The sequence below is a fragment of the Peptococcus niger genome, assembly GCF_900101835.1.
Taxonomy (GTDB): Bacteria; Bacillota; Peptococcia; order Peptococcales; family Peptococcaceae; genus Peptococcus; species Peptococcus niger.
Genome location: NZ_FNAF01000011.1, coordinates 1 through 13,018, shown reverse-complemented (window position 1 = coordinate 13,018; position 13,018 = coordinate 1). Strand labels below are relative to the sequence as shown.

Genomic DNA, 13,018 nt, shown 5'->3' with positions numbered 1-13,018 from the left:
GTCCCCGTTTGATTGTTTGAATGCAAACCATTTGCCTTACAAGGAGCAGCCATGGACTTGGGGTTGCGTCTTGTAAGGCAGGGGACAATTGGCTACAATAATAGAAAAGCATGGGACCGGCTGACGATGACACCTGCCTGCACTTCACTGAAAGGATGTGGAGCAATTGACTAAGAAAAAGCCAGATAAGAAAAAGAAGTCTGTTTATCATGCACAAGTGCCTTCCAATGGCAGCAAGGCCCGCTATCACGAGGACGGCCGGGTTAAAAGCGGGGCCTTGGAAAGCGGCCGCAGCATCCCCGTCCGATATGACCAGGGGAGCCTGGACTATGACAGCGAATATGGCCCTGCCGGAGACGTTTACGCCCGGTATATGGCAGAAGCCGACCGGCCCTTTCACCCGCTGCCGACCGGCTATGAGGTCGATTATGGCTTTAACCCCTATGATGGCTATGTGTCCGGCGAAAGCGTCGCCCCCTTGACCCACCGCCAGAGCGGCGGTCGGCACGCCGATCCCCGTTACCGCAACCCAGAGGAACCGGCAGCTGAAGTCAGCCTTGATACCGTCGAAAGCAGCCGGGAAATCCCCGCTCGCTACGATGACCCGGCCGGCACCTACGAGGCAGAATACACCGATGTGGCCGATAGCTACGGCGCCTTTCTCACCGAAGAGGCCCCTCGCAGCCTGCCCCAGCTGGATTACGCCGGCGATTATGGCGGCAACATGTACGATTGCTTTTACAATACCGGTGAAGATGAGGGCTACTGCCGCTGGCAATACGGGCAAAAAGGCCCGGTGCCGGCCCGGGACTACAGCTCTGAAGGACCGGCAGGGCCTGAGGCTGAACCGGCCGTTGAGGGGGATGCCTACAGCCCGAATATATACGACTGCTACTACAATACCGGGGCAGACGGCGGCTATTGCAGCCTCCACTATGACGGCCCCACCGCCGTTCCGGACCTCCCGACCCAGCCAGGTCCGTCCGGGTCGCCGGCCGCCTATGACCGGGATTACGGCGGCAATGCCTACGATTGCTATTACGGCACCGGCCAGGATGACGGCTTTTGCGCCGTAGACTATGGGCAAGCCGGCCTGGAGACAGGCGGGCCGGACAAGACCTTCCGCCTGCACGAAAAGGCCCTGGTTAAGATGTTTGACCACACGGTCAACCGGGTTGACGGCCTCTTGGCCCTCAAGGGGCGGATGGAAGAGGCAGGCGATCAACGCCATGGCGATGTGACCCTGGCGCTGGAGGCCGTTCTTGCCTACGGCACAGACGGCAAGAAGGTTTTTGCCCAAATCACCGATGAATTGACCAAGGCCCTGGCCATCATGGCCGGCCTGACCGTGCGCGCCTGCCACATAGAAGTGCTGGACATCATCACCCGCGCCGATTTTAACAAGACCTACGAGAATACCTCGTCTTCCGACAAATAACCCCTTACGGCAAAGCCCGCTGGCGGCCCGTCCATCAATAGCTGACGATGGACAGGCTGCCGGCGGGCTCTTTTATGGTTTGATTTTATTGTAAATCAGGTTGCTAGGTATGCAGTTGAAATGAGGCCATAGTTTTATACGGACTTCTTCATTTTCAAGCGATTTTCCAATCTTCAGTAGCCATTTGTAAATGCCATAGCCTTGAGTAAAGGCCATTTTGTTTGAGCAGTTGCTGGTGTGTTCCTTCTTCGATAATATGTCCGTTTTCCAAAACAAGGATGCTATCTGCGCCAACGATGGTTTTCAGCCTATGGGCAATGATTACAACGGTGCGTCCTTTTATTAACCGACCGATTGCTTGTTGAATTTCCGCTTCATTTTCCGGATCAAGGGAAGATGTTGCCTCATCCAATAAGACCAATGGAGCATTTTTTAACAGTGCTCGCGCAATTGAAAGACGTTGCTTTTCGCCACCGGAGAGGGTAGCCCCTCCTTCGCCAATCATTGTGTCAAAACCTTGTGGAAGCTGATTGATAAAATCATAACAATTTGCTGCTTTTGCTGCTGTTTCAATTTCTTCTCGTGTTGCATTTTCTTTACCATAGCCGATATTATTAGCGATAGTATCCTGGAATAAATAAACCTCCTGAAATACCATGGAAATCTTTTTCATCAGTTCTTCCGGGTCCAGTTTACGTTCATCTTCATTGCCAAAAAGAACTTGTCCGGAATCTGGGTCATAAAAACGGGCTATCAACCGAAGTATGGTGCTTTTGCCAGAACCGGAAGGGCCGACAAGAGCTGTCATTGTATCCGGTTTTAAGTGTATGTTGATATCGTGAAGAATGTCTCTATCGTCATACTTGAACGACACATGGTTAAATTTGATATCAGGTGTATCAGATGGTTTATAATCTCCGGTCATGGTCGGCTCGTTCAGTAATTGACAGATGCGGTTACCAGATAGGTGACAGAGCATTAATTCTGAATAATTCATCAGAGCAACGGTTAAAGGATCGAAAATACGTGTACCAACTAGCAAAAATAGGGCAAAGTCAGGTACCGTCAAGGTGCCACCCACAGCAAGAAATACACCGACGACAGTCATTAAGGAAAGACCGCTTTCTAAAATAGCGGCTGCGACTAAATTTACTGGACCAATACGGCTTTCAATTTGAATACAGGCATCTCGATAATTCATGCAAGCTTTCTCCAATTTTCCAAAATTTTCCCCTTGCATATGATAGGACTTAATCATCCGCATGCCATACAAGTATTCTTGTAGTTGGTTTGTTTGTTCTATTTTTGTTGCGTTCAGCTTACTTTCCAGCCGGCGTTCTAATCTATTCATACCAAATGTTATTGAGAGAGCAATTGGAAAGCCGGCAAATATGGCAAGTCCCATGCGCCAGTCGGCGATGATTAATAAGGTAGAGGCGATTACCGCCGTCATCACACCGCTAATCATTTGTGGCAGAATATGGGTGACGGCGCTTTCTGTACGGGAGAAATCGGTCATCATCGTATTGCCAATTTCTCCCGAATTTTTCCGCATGAGAACGCCCATAGGAAGTTTGCGAATGTGCTCGGCCAATTTAATGCGGCCTTCTGCAGATAAGCGGAAACCATCCCGATAGGTTGCCTTACAGGCCATATTTTCAAGTCTCCAAGTCAGGATAAAGAAGACTACCATCCCACCCCATGCCATCCATAATGAATTTGGGTTGAGTTGTCCTGTTATAAAGTACATGTAGATTTCTTGGACAATATAGACCAGGCATAGAAAGGGCAAGAGATTTGAAAGGCTTGCCAACGTATTCCAGATAACGGGTTTAATTATTCGCTGGGGATGGTTACAGGTAATGGCATTCAAAAGCTGTTTCATAAGGTGATCGCATCCTTTCTATTGTCGATGGTCCATGTGGAAGAATGTATGGATGCCTCCCACATGCTGGCATAAAGCCCTTCAGCTTGGCAGAGGGACTCATGTGTTCCGTATTCTGCAATACGACCGTTTTGAATGACAATAATTTGATTGGCGTTACAAATGGTTTTTAATCGATGGGCAATTATGATGACCGTTTTGTCTTTAATCAGTTCGGAAAGCGCTAATTGCATTTTGTATTCATTTTCTGCATCAGCATAGGCGCTGGCTTCATCAAGAATTAGAATAGGGGCATCTTTCAAGAGAGCTCTCGCAATAGCGATGCGTTGTTTTTCGCCACCGGAAAGGTAGACGCCTTTAGTGCCCAGCTTTGTGTCATAACCGTTTGGCAAGGACATAATAAAATCATGACACTGGGCTATTTTCGCGGCCTTTTCAACCTCTTCTTGTTTTGCTTGAGGTTTACCCAAGGCAATATTGTTGTAGATGCTGTCAGAGAAAAGAAAGTTGTCTTGAAATACAAAGGAGATATGTCGCATCAAATCTTGGGTAGGTATTTCTTTAATATTGATACCGCCTATTTTAATCGCTCCATCTGTAACATCCCAAAAACGGAGAATTAATTCGGCAAGAGTACTTTTACCGGCGCCGGAAGGGCCGACCAATGCTGTGACTTGTCCTTGCTTTGCCGTAAAAGACATTGTATCAATAACTTTACGGCCATCCTGTTCATAGGAAAAGGAAACATCTTTGAATTGGATATCGTAGTTTGTTGGTAGTTTGTTTTCTAAGGGTTCCTCGAGCAGGGGTTCATTTAAAAGGTCATTTACACGGTTAATTCCTTCAGAAATCACGTTCATATTTTCTGCAAAACTGCGCAACTTCAAAATGGGGGCGGCTGCGCCAGGACCTATAATCAAAAAAAATAAGAGGGTGGCCACAAATGCAACGTCATCTGGATCTTTTAGATAGAGGGATAGTCCGACTGGGATTATAAAGGTTGGTAAGGAAAGCACAAATAAACGAAATAAAACGAAGCCGGGGCGAATCATTTCAGTCATATGCGTTGCAAAATGGCAATAATCCATAATTTCATCATAAAACTTGTGGAAGGATTTTACCGTTTGCCCAAAGATTTTAATTGAAGGCATGCCGTTTACATATTGGATAGAAGAGGAGCTGATTTTTTCCAGTGCGTCAAAATTAGCTTTTACACCGCCACTTTTTACAATTCTAATCATAATTATCAGTTGACATGCAAATCCGATGATAATTGGTATTAGGCAGGCAAAAGCAAGCAAGGTATTTTGTGTTAACATAATAATTAAGAGGGCAAGAAACATTACAAGAGTGCTGATTACATCCGGCAACTGGTGGGCGAGAAATACTTCAATTTGCTCTATGTTAGATTCCAGTATTTGCTTGACTTTCCCAACAGAATGAGTAGAGATATACCCCATGGGAAGTCTACCAATATGTTCAGCAACTTTTAGTCTTACGCGACAGATAACCCGGTATGCAAAGGTGTGGGCCATCATACCACCGATATAGGTCAATACATATCCGACCAGCAAACCGATTAAGCCATAGAAGGCCCAGCGGAACATAAAATTTGCATGTAAAGCTGACCCGCTTGCTGCGTGCTGCAACAATTCTGCCATCACTTGGTAAGCGGCCCAAAAAGGTAGCAGCTGGCAGAGCGTTCCAGCAATTGAGCATAGGATGCTTAAGGTTAGCTTAGATGTCCTTTCATCAGCTAGTTCCAGTAGTCTGGAAAGGCCTTGCTTGGATTTTTTGTCTTTTCTCATCTTTAGGACCTCTCTTTTTGATTTTTGCAGACAGAATTCGTTCTGTATCCTGAAAACGCCGCAACGGGAATGCTCCTTTCGGAACATTCCCGTTGCTTAAAATGAAAATATGAATGGATTAAGTTAATAAAAAATTTTATTAGTTATTTCAGTAAGGTTATTTAAATTGTATTGCTCGCCTGTGCCGGTAAATTGATGGTTGTAAATCATTCCCCATGCTCCATATAGGATAAAGGTTGAGAAAGCTTCTGCATTTTCATCAGTAATATTAAGATGATTTTTCAGTTCACCTTCGTTTAAGCCTTGTAAAATAAATTTAGAATAGGGGGTAATCATGCATCCAATCATATGCACCAAATCATAGAGTTTGTAAGATGTATCTGAAATGGACATTTCCGGCATTGGTGTAAAGCGCTCCATATAGCCTTGGATATCATCGGCGACCATACTGTGGAAAACAGGTAATTTTTCTATAAAAGGGATATCTGGGTTTTCAATCATCGCACACTTGCGTTCCAATCGTTGAGAAATATATTGTTCCATAGATGCCAGGTAAATTTCTTGCTTGGATTTAAAGTAATAGTAGAACATCCCTGGCGCGCCTTGGACTTCATCTAAAATATCCCGAACAGAAACGCCTTCATAGCCTTTTTCCATAAATAAGCGTGATGCAATATCAATCAATTCTTGTCGTCGAATTTCTGGTTTTTTGCTGTTTTTTTTCAGAATGTATACCCCCTTACCTGTGGTCAAAAGCTGGGCAGAGCCTTTGTAAAAAACAGAACGACTGTCTGTCTAAATAATAAATAAAATAAAAGGCTGTGTCAAGAATAATAAAAGGGCATCGGTTACTGTACAATATTTAATCAGCATCAAGTTCTTCCTCGGATTTTTCTAAGAATTAAGCAGGGGCTTGTTATCGTCCTGTTGTGGGCATAAAAAATGGCCCCAAGGCGGGGCCAGACCAAGCGATGATTATTCTTCGTCCCAAGAAATGCAGGAAACGGGGCAGATGCCCATGGCTTCTTCTGCAGCTGCTTTTTGGTCTTCGGTAACTTCGTTTAAAGCTTCGGCTTTACCGTCACCGTTCATGCTGAAGATTTCCGGTGCAACGGCTTCGCAGGAACCGCAACCTAAGCAAGTGTCTTGATCTACCATAATCCACATATCTCTATCTCTCCTTTAAGTCCTGTCAATATTGTGACTTCTCTCACTAACCAAAGTGTACTATAGAACCCTAAGCAATTCAAGGCAGAAACTGGGAAAAGCCGGATAAAATACCTACCATAAGAAAAACAAATGGATCCCGACCCCTAGACCAGCCGGCGGATTTTTTCTAAGCCGACGGCGCCCATGAACTGGACCAGCTTTAAAAGACGGGGCAGGCGGCGCCAGTCGGCGGCAAAGCGCCAGGCCCATTCCAGCCGCAGCCGTTGAACGCTGGCTGGCGCCCGTCGGATGCGGCCGCTCATCACGTCAAAAGAACCGCCGACGCCGATAGCCACCGGTACGCCCAAGTTTTTTTGATGGGCCTGAATGAAGTATTCCTGGGCGGGCGCGCCTAGGCCGACCAGCAAAATATCCGGTTGGGCGGCTTTTATATCTGCCAGAACCCGGTCCTCGTGGCCCTTAAAGTAGCCGTGCCAGCTGCCGGCGATGGTTAAGCCGGGATAGTGGGCCTGCATCCGGGCGGCCGCGTCCCGTGCGACGCCGGGTTTGGCTCCCAGGAAATAGAGACGGAGCCCGTTGGCGGCAGCTTCACGGCAAAGGTCCTCGGCCAGGTCGATGCCGGTGACCCGGTCCGGGAGGGGGCTGGCCAGCCACTTGGCCGCCAGGAGGATGCCGTTGCCGTCGGCGGTGACCAGGCCGGCCCCGTTGATGAGGTTGCGCAAGGCCAGATCATCTTTGGCGGCGAGCACGATTTCCGGATTGGCGGTGACGACCTGTAGGGTCTCGCCCCTTTGGCAGGCGGTGATGATCCGGCTTAAGGCCTGGTTGCGGGTCAGGGCGTCAATGCGAACGCCGAATAAGGTGATGTCCATAAGCCCTCCTATGACTTGTTCAGTTCCACCCCGTAGCTGATGCGCTGGATGGTGCGGTGCACATCGCCAGGGTCCAATAAGACGTAGCTGATGCCGTTGATGTATTCAGGATCCAGGGTCAAGTGGTCAACTTCTACGGCCTCTTTGCCCATGCCGGCCATATCGACAACCAGCTTGAGGCTTTCCAGGGGGGATAAGTCCGTTTCAACGGCCGTGTGGACGGCCCAGCCCAGCCGGGCGACTTGCCAGGGCCAGAGAAAGCGGCATTCCTTGGTAAAGGCGCTGATGAATTCTTTCTGCCTTTCCATCCGGCCGATGTCCCCCAGGCCGTCACCGCGCCAGCGGACAAAGGCCAAGGCGTCGTGGCCGTTCAGCTTTTGCTTACCCGGTTCCAGGTCAATGCCCTCTTCCGGCTTGTACATTTTTTGCGGGACGTCAATGGTGACGCCGCCAATGGCATCGACCATTTTTTCAAAGCCGCTGAAGTTGATCAGGCAGGTGTGGTCAATGGGGGCATCGGTTAAATCGGTCACGGTTTTGGTCAAGAGGTCCATGCCGCCATAGGCAAAGGCGGCATTCAGCTTGTCCTCGCCGTAACCGGGAATATTGACCAGGGAATCCCTGGGAAAGGATAAGAGGCCGATTTTTTTGTCCACCGGACGCAGGACCATGTAGAGCATGGTGTCGCTGCGGGCCTGTTCGCCGGCGGCCCGTTCGTCATCGCCGACCAGGAGGAAGGCGGTGTTGCGGCTGGCCCGGTCTAGGGCCTCGGCCTGTTGTTCAGCCTCAGGTAGGCTGCTGATGGGCGGCGGCACCTGTCGGGCGGAAAATACCCAGTAGCCGGCAAAGGCCGCCAGGAGGATTAAGAAAATAAAGACCAGGCTTACCAGGCAGCCGCAGCCGGGCGGTGCCTTCCGTTTGCCCTTCTGGGGGCTTTGATGGACCGGCTTTGACCGGGGCCGATCCGGTACCGGTTCCTGGCGGACAGGCGGCTGAGGGCTTGGTGGCGGGGTCGGCTGGGGCCGGCCGGGCCGGTGGGCCGGCGGTGGCCCTTGAGGCCGGCGGCCGGGCTGGGCACTGCCGCGGGCCCGGTGCGGCCTTTGGGCAGGAATGCGCTGTGTATGTTGAGACGCCCGGGGACGGTCCAGGCGGATGGTTTTATCTGAGCTTCGCATGGGAGAGCCTCCTTCACCGTTTCAGTTTAGCAGAGCAACCTAGGCTCTGCAAGAAGAATGAGGCCTATAGGTCTTCATTTAAGCAGGCCAGGCGGTCAAGGCCATCTTGCCAGGATTGCAAGATGGCATCGGCGTCCCCGGCCAGGGCCCGATTGTGGTCGCTGCCGTGAAAATCGTCCAGAAAGGCCCAGCAGTGAAAGCCCGCTGCGGCCGCCGCCTGCAAGGCAAAATGAGAATCTTCAATGACCACCCCGTCTGCCGGCCTAAGGCCCACTTGGCTGGCGGCGTAGGTGTAGAGGGCCGGGCTGTCCTTGCCCAGGTCCAGCTCGTGGCCGCTAAAGACGGCGTCCAAGTCATCCATCAGGCCGACCCGCCTTAGGAGGGGGCGGATGAGGCCCTCCGGCGTCAAGCTGACGCAATAGCAGGCGATCCCTAGGGCCCGGGCCTCTTTTAAAAAGGCGCCGGCCCCCGCCTTGGCAGGCGCTTCATACCGGTAAAAGTCTTCTAACCGCGCCTCCCAGGCGGTCAGCAAGTCCTCTGTCCCGCAGGCCAGGGCATAGGTGTCTTTTATGTAGGCTGCCGCTTGGTGCAAGTTGTAGCTGGCAATGGCGGCATTTAAGTCGGCGCGGGGGCTGATGCCCCTGGCCCGCAGGTCGTCTTCTGCCAAATGGCGCCAAATGGACAAGGTGTCACAAAGGGTGCCGTCACAATCAATAAAAAAGGCTTTCACGATAATCTCCTTTCGGCTGCCGGCAGGGGCAGCCCCTTTATTTTACCATATAAAGAGACCGCCGCCATCTCGTCTGATGGCGGCGGCTGCGCTTTGTTGCAAAAGGAATGGTTGGTTGTTGTGCAACGAGGAAAGGGAGAGAGAACCTCGTCTGATAAAAAGTATAGCGGAAACCGGTTAAGAAGTCGTAACAAACTTGTGGGGAAAATGCTAAAGTCTTGTTAAGAAGAACCGGGGCGCTGGCTGGCCCGGTCCTCAGGGAGGCAAAAAAAATTTCCTCTGCCGGCTTGACAAGGGGAAAAAGGGATGGTAGTATAACTGTACTAGCTAAGGTAGTACAGTTACTGAAACCGGGTAGGCTTGTCAGCCCGTCCTTTGGAAGGAGTGAGATGCATGATTCTGATAGACCAGCGCAGTCGTGTGCCGATTTATGAACAGATCCAGGAAAATTTTGAAATGCTGGTATTGACAGGGGCCTTAAAGCGGGACGAGCAATTGCCCGGCGTCCGCACCCTGGCCAAAGAGCTGGCCATCAACCCGAACACCATCGCCAAGGCCTACCAACTGATGGAGGTGGCCGGCATTATTTATTCCTTGCCGGGGCGAGGTTCCTTTATCGCCCTGACCGCCGATGAATTGCGCCAGCGGCACCGGCCCCAGGCCCTGCAAAAGTTTCGGGAAGTCACTTTTCATCTAAAAGAGGTGGGAGTGGCGGAGACAGAGGCCCGGGCCGAAGTCAGCCGCATTTACGCGTCCCCATCTGAAGGGAGGGATAAGAATGATTCACGTTCAGAATCTGACGAAAAAATTTGACAGCGCCACCGCCTTAAATAAGCTGTCCACGACGGTCCAGCCGGGCAGTATTTTTGGCCTGATTGGGTCCAATGGGAGTGGGAAGAGTACCTTCTTACGCCTCCTGGCCGGGGTTTATCGGCCTGACGGCGGGCAAGTCTTGTACGAAGACAAGCCGATTTTTGAAAATCCGGCAGCCAAGGAAAATATTTTCTTCATCCCGGATGCCTTTTACATTCCCAGCGGGGCAAGCTTAATGGAAATGGCCTCGGCTTACAGCCAGTATTATCCGGGCTACGATGTCGACCGGGTTGCGGCCTTGGCAAAAGATTTTCAGCTGGACCCGAAAGCCCGGCTGGGCACCTTTTCCAAAGGGATGCAGCGGCAGGCGCACATCATCTTAGCCCTGGCCGCCAATACGCCCTACATTTTATGCGATGAAACCTTTGACGGTTTGGACCCGGTCAAGCGGCTCCTGGTCAAGCGGCTCCTGGCGGATATCATTGCAGATGGCAACCGGACCGTCATCATTACCTCCCATAACTTGCGGGAGCTGGAAGATTTTTGTGACCACATCGCCTTTCTCCACCAGGGGCGCTTGATTTTGGATCGGGATATAAGCCATTTGAGCGATAACCTCCACCACATCCAGTGCGCCTTTGACCGCCCGCACGGGGCGGAAGACTTTAAAGCCCTGGACCTGGTTCAGTTTGACCAACGGGGCCGGCTGGTCCAGTTCATTTGCCGGGGCAATTTGACCGAGGCCATGACCCGGATTCAGGCCCTGTCGCCGCTCTACTTGGAACAGGTGCCGCTCACCTTGGAAGAAGTCTTTATTGCGGAAATGGAGGTGCACGGATATGACATCAACAGCATCGGGCTTTAAATTTACCCGCAGCCTCTGGCGGTACCTGCAGGGCCACTGGTGGCTTGCCTTACTGACGGCCTTGACCATGCTCTTATGCGGGCCGGTTTTGACCTATTTTGGCTTAAAGAACCTGTGGAGCGGCGAGGCCCAAATGGCCATCCAGCAGAAAGAAATGCTGGACTTTATGACCTTTGGCGCTTTTTTGCCGGGGCTTGTGGTGGCCATGGTGCTGGGCGTGGCCTTTGCCCTGATCTTCTCCGCTTACCAGCACAATAAAAAAGAGGTGGACTACCGGCATTCCCTGCCGGTCCGGCGTGACAGCTGGATGCTTTTGTACAGCCTGGCCGGGTTCCTGATTTTCTCGGTCATCACCCTCTTGATGGGGCTGGGCAGTTATGCCGTCGGCCATGCCTTTGTGGCCTCTTTTTCCCTGCTGACGGCCCTGGGCTGGATCCTTCAAACCATTCTCTTTTTCGCAACCGCCTACGCAGTGACCCTCCTGGCCGGTCAATTGACCGGGAATATGGTTGGTCATGTGGGCATGGCGACGCTTTTACACTTCGGTTTTCCGGTGGTTGCCGGCACTCTTTTGGCCTGGCTGTCCACTGAACTGGCCACCTTTGTGAAAGTGGGCTGGCTGACGACCCTTGAAAAATGGTCCCTGCCCACCCTCTTCCTTTACTTTGCAAACGGCTCAGACGCCGGCGCCGTCTTGCGGGGCCAGGTCTTTTTCTCGGCCCCGGCGCTGGTGAGCCTAACCCTTGTTGCTCTGCTGGCCTTTGGCCTGTCCCTGGTCTTGTACCGGCGTCGCCCCTCGGAACGGACCGGCTACACCTTTATTTACCCGGTTACCGAATACCCGGTTAAGGGCCTGGTGGTCTTGGTCGGTACCCTCCTGGCCGGCCTGGCCTTTTACCAAATGACCGATAAGGCGCTGGCTGCCCTGGTCATCGGGGTGGTCCTCGGCGGCTTGATCCTGCACATCATTCTAACCCTCTTGTTCCATCGGGATGTGCACCGGATCCGCCGGGGCCTCCTGTCAACAGGCGCCTTTATCGCCATCGCCCTGGTCTTTTTCCTGGCCCTCCACAATGATGTCACCGGTTTCAATTCCTACCGGCCGGCCGATGAAGACGTCCAGGCGGTGACCATCTCTGCAGAGCGGAGCCCCGCCCCCTTTATTAGAAACAATCGGGGAGAAATCACCTTGAGCGATAACCTCCTGCCCCAAGGGTTAACCCTGGGCAAGAATTTGCAAAAAGGCTATTTTGCCTCTGCCGATACCCTTGAAGCGGATAAGAATAAGGCCATTCCCTCTGAATGGGCCACCGTCACCTGGCATTTGGCCAGTGGTAAGACGGTTGTCCGCCAGTATGAAATGCTGCCCAAGCAGCTGGCGGAAGCCTACCAGCCGGTCTATGCAAGCCTTGATTACCGCAAGGCCTTGTACAAGGACCTCTTTTCCAACAAATTTGTGCGTCAAGTGGACAGCCTGGTCATTGATCAGGACATGCCGGTCTTACAGGCTGACGATTCGCCCATGGCAGGTAGCAGTTATGCCGTCAAGGGCCTTGGTGGGTCCCCTGTCAGCGGGCAGGAAATCCTGGACGCCTTGAAGGCAGACCTTTTAGCAGGTGACCGCTACCTGCAGAAGGAGGCCCCGAACTACCAGATCACCCTGACGATGAAAGAAGACGCCAAGTTCAACCAGGCCTATGGTCAACAAACGGTGACCTATCCGGTCTATCCGGAGGATAAGGCCTTAATGGCTCTAATCCGGCGCTTGACCGCTGCCGGCGCGCTGGCCGATCCGGCTAAGAGGCTGTCAGACACCCAACTGCCCGGCGCCCTCACCATAGGCGATGACTTTACCGGCGAAACGGTGACCACGGTCAAGGACCCGCAGGCCATTAAAGCCTTGCTGGAAAACAGCGTGGGCGATGCCTTCTGCTATGCCGGCGTCCCGGTAGACCGCCAATATTCCATCTCCGGTACCCATGTGAACGGCCTGCGCTACATCTTATCAGGACATTTACCGGCCGACTTAAAAGCAAAGGCCCATAACTAAGAAGCAGCACCTGCATGGTGTTCTTCCTATATCTAACACAGGAAAAAGCGCCCCCTTGGGGGGCGCTTTTTCCGTATTGCAATGAGAAGCGATTTGTGAAAGCTGACGTTAGCGCCTCTTTACTTGACTTCTATCCAGTTTTCGACCATCTGGCCCTTATGCCTTATTTGGTAATCATGTGCATTGGCTGCTTCTAGGATTTCATAATAGGC

11 protein-coding genes are annotated in these 13,018 nt (G+C 51.8%); 4 read left to right on the top strand and 7 right to left on the bottom strand.

The features are described from left to right. Positions 1-166: 166 nt before the first annotated feature. On the top strand, positions 167-1,438 hold the full coding sequence (locus BLQ16_RS07720; protein WP_091792164.1) for an Asp23/Gls24 family envelope stress response protein: 1,272 nt from the start codon (positions 167-169) through the stop codon (positions 1,436-1,438). 154 nt (positions 1,439-1,592) lie between these two features. Here the strand turns inward: BLQ16_RS07720 and BLQ16_RS07715 are convergent, their stop codons facing one another. The 7 genes from BLQ16_RS07715 to BLQ16_RS07685 all read right to left on the bottom strand — a co-directional run bounded on the left by BLQ16_RS07715 (position 1,593) and on the right by BLQ16_RS07685 (position 9,078). Next, positions 1,593-3,323 carry an ABC transporter ATP-binding protein gene (locus BLQ16_RS07715; protein WP_091792163.1) on the bottom strand — a complete coding sequence of 577 codons (1,731 nt, stop codon included), beginning with the start codon at positions 3,321-3,323 and terminating at the stop codon, positions 1,593-1,595. Then, positions 3,320-5,131, bottom strand: a complete 1,812-nt coding sequence (locus tag BLQ16_RS07710) for an ABC transporter ATP-binding protein (RefSeq protein ID WP_091792162.1) — start codon at positions 5,129-5,131, stop codon at positions 3,320-3,322. The genes BLQ16_RS07715 and BLQ16_RS07710 overlap by 4 nt, the downstream gene beginning before the upstream one ends. Positions 5,132-5,254: 123 nt before the next feature. Then, complete coding sequence (locus BLQ16_RS07705; protein WP_242868977.1) at positions 5,255-5,884, bottom strand: TetR/AcrR family transcriptional regulator; 630 nt, start codon at positions 5,882-5,884, stop codon at positions 5,255-5,257. Between the two features lie 222 nt (positions 5,885-6,106). Then, positions 6,107-6,298, bottom strand: a complete 192-nt coding sequence (locus BLQ16_RS07700; protein ID WP_091792161.1) for a ferredoxin — start codon at positions 6,296-6,298, stop codon at positions 6,107-6,109. Positions 6,299-6,444: 146 nt separating this feature from the next. Continuing rightward, positions 6,445-7,173, bottom strand: a complete 729-nt coding sequence (locus BLQ16_RS07695; protein WP_091792160.1) for a WecB/TagA/CpsF family glycosyltransferase — start codon at positions 7,171-7,173, stop codon at positions 6,445-6,447. An 8-nt stretch (positions 7,174-7,181) separates the two neighbouring features. Further along, positions 7,182-8,348: an LCP family protein gene (locus tag BLQ16_RS07690; protein WP_091792159.1), complete on the bottom strand. Its 1,167-nt coding sequence runs from the start codon at positions 8,346-8,348 to the stop codon at positions 7,182-7,184. A gap of 64 nt (positions 8,349-8,412) precedes the next feature. Beyond that, on the bottom strand, positions 8,413-9,078 hold the full coding sequence (locus BLQ16_RS07685; RefSeq protein ID WP_159428042.1) for an HAD family hydrolase: 666 nt from the start codon (positions 9,076-9,078) through the stop codon (positions 8,413-8,415). A 393-nt stretch (positions 9,079-9,471) separates the two neighbouring features. On the opposite strand from BLQ16_RS07685, the gene BLQ16_RS07680 reads away from it, so the two are divergent. The 3 genes from BLQ16_RS07680 to BLQ16_RS07670 are packed head-to-tail and all read left to right on the top strand — an operon-like array spanning position 9,472 to position 12,806. Further along, positions 9,472-9,891: a GntR family transcriptional regulator gene (locus BLQ16_RS07680; protein WP_091792157.1), complete on the top strand. Its 420-nt coding sequence runs from the start codon at positions 9,472-9,474 to the stop codon at positions 9,889-9,891. Next, on the top strand, positions 9,857-10,756 hold the full coding sequence (locus tag BLQ16_RS07675; RefSeq protein ID WP_091792156.1) for an ABC transporter ATP-binding protein: 900 nt from the start codon (positions 9,857-9,859) through the stop codon (positions 10,754-10,756). The genes BLQ16_RS07680 and BLQ16_RS07675 overlap by 35 nt, the downstream gene beginning before the upstream one ends. Then, positions 10,731-12,806 carry a DUF6449 domain-containing protein gene (locus tag BLQ16_RS07670; protein ID WP_091792155.1) on the top strand — a complete coding sequence of 692 codons (2,076 nt, stop codon included), beginning with the start codon at positions 10,731-10,733 and terminating at the stop codon, positions 12,804-12,806. The genes BLQ16_RS07675 and BLQ16_RS07670 overlap by 26 nt, the downstream gene beginning before the upstream one ends. The last annotated feature ends 212 nt before the right edge of the window (positions 12,807-13,018 follow it).

Bases quoted from the DNA above. Each gene is read 5' to 3' on its own strand.
- BLQ16_RS07690 (WP_091792159.1), bottom strand. From the start codon at position 8,348: ATGCGAAGCTCAGATAAAACCATCCGCCTGGACCGTCCCCGGGCGTCT.
- BLQ16_RS07710 (WP_091792162.1), bottom strand. From the start codon at position 5,131: ATGAGAAAAGACAAAAAATCCAAGCAAGGCCTTTCCAGACTACTGGAA.
- BLQ16_RS07715 (WP_091792163.1), bottom strand. From the start codon at position 3,323: ATGAAACAGCTTTTGAATGCCATTACCTGTAACCATCCCCAGCGAATA.
- BLQ16_RS07675 (WP_091792156.1), top strand. From the start codon at position 9,857: ATGATTCACGTTCAGAATCTGACGAAAAAATTTGACAGCGCCACCGCC.
- BLQ16_RS07680 (WP_091792157.1), top strand. From the start codon at position 9,472: ATGATTCTGATAGACCAGCGCAGTCGTGTGCCGATTTATGAACAGATC.
- BLQ16_RS07670 (WP_091792155.1), top strand. From the start codon at position 10,731: ATGACATCAACAGCATCGGGCTTTAAATTTACCCGCAGCCTCTGGCGG.
- BLQ16_RS07700 (WP_091792161.1), bottom strand. From the start codon at position 6,298: ATGTGGATTATGGTAGATCAAGACACTTGCTTAGGTTGCGGTTCCTGC.
- BLQ16_RS07695 (WP_091792160.1), bottom strand. From the start codon at position 7,173: ATGGACATCACCTTATTCGGCGTTCGCATTGACGCCCTGACCCGCAAC.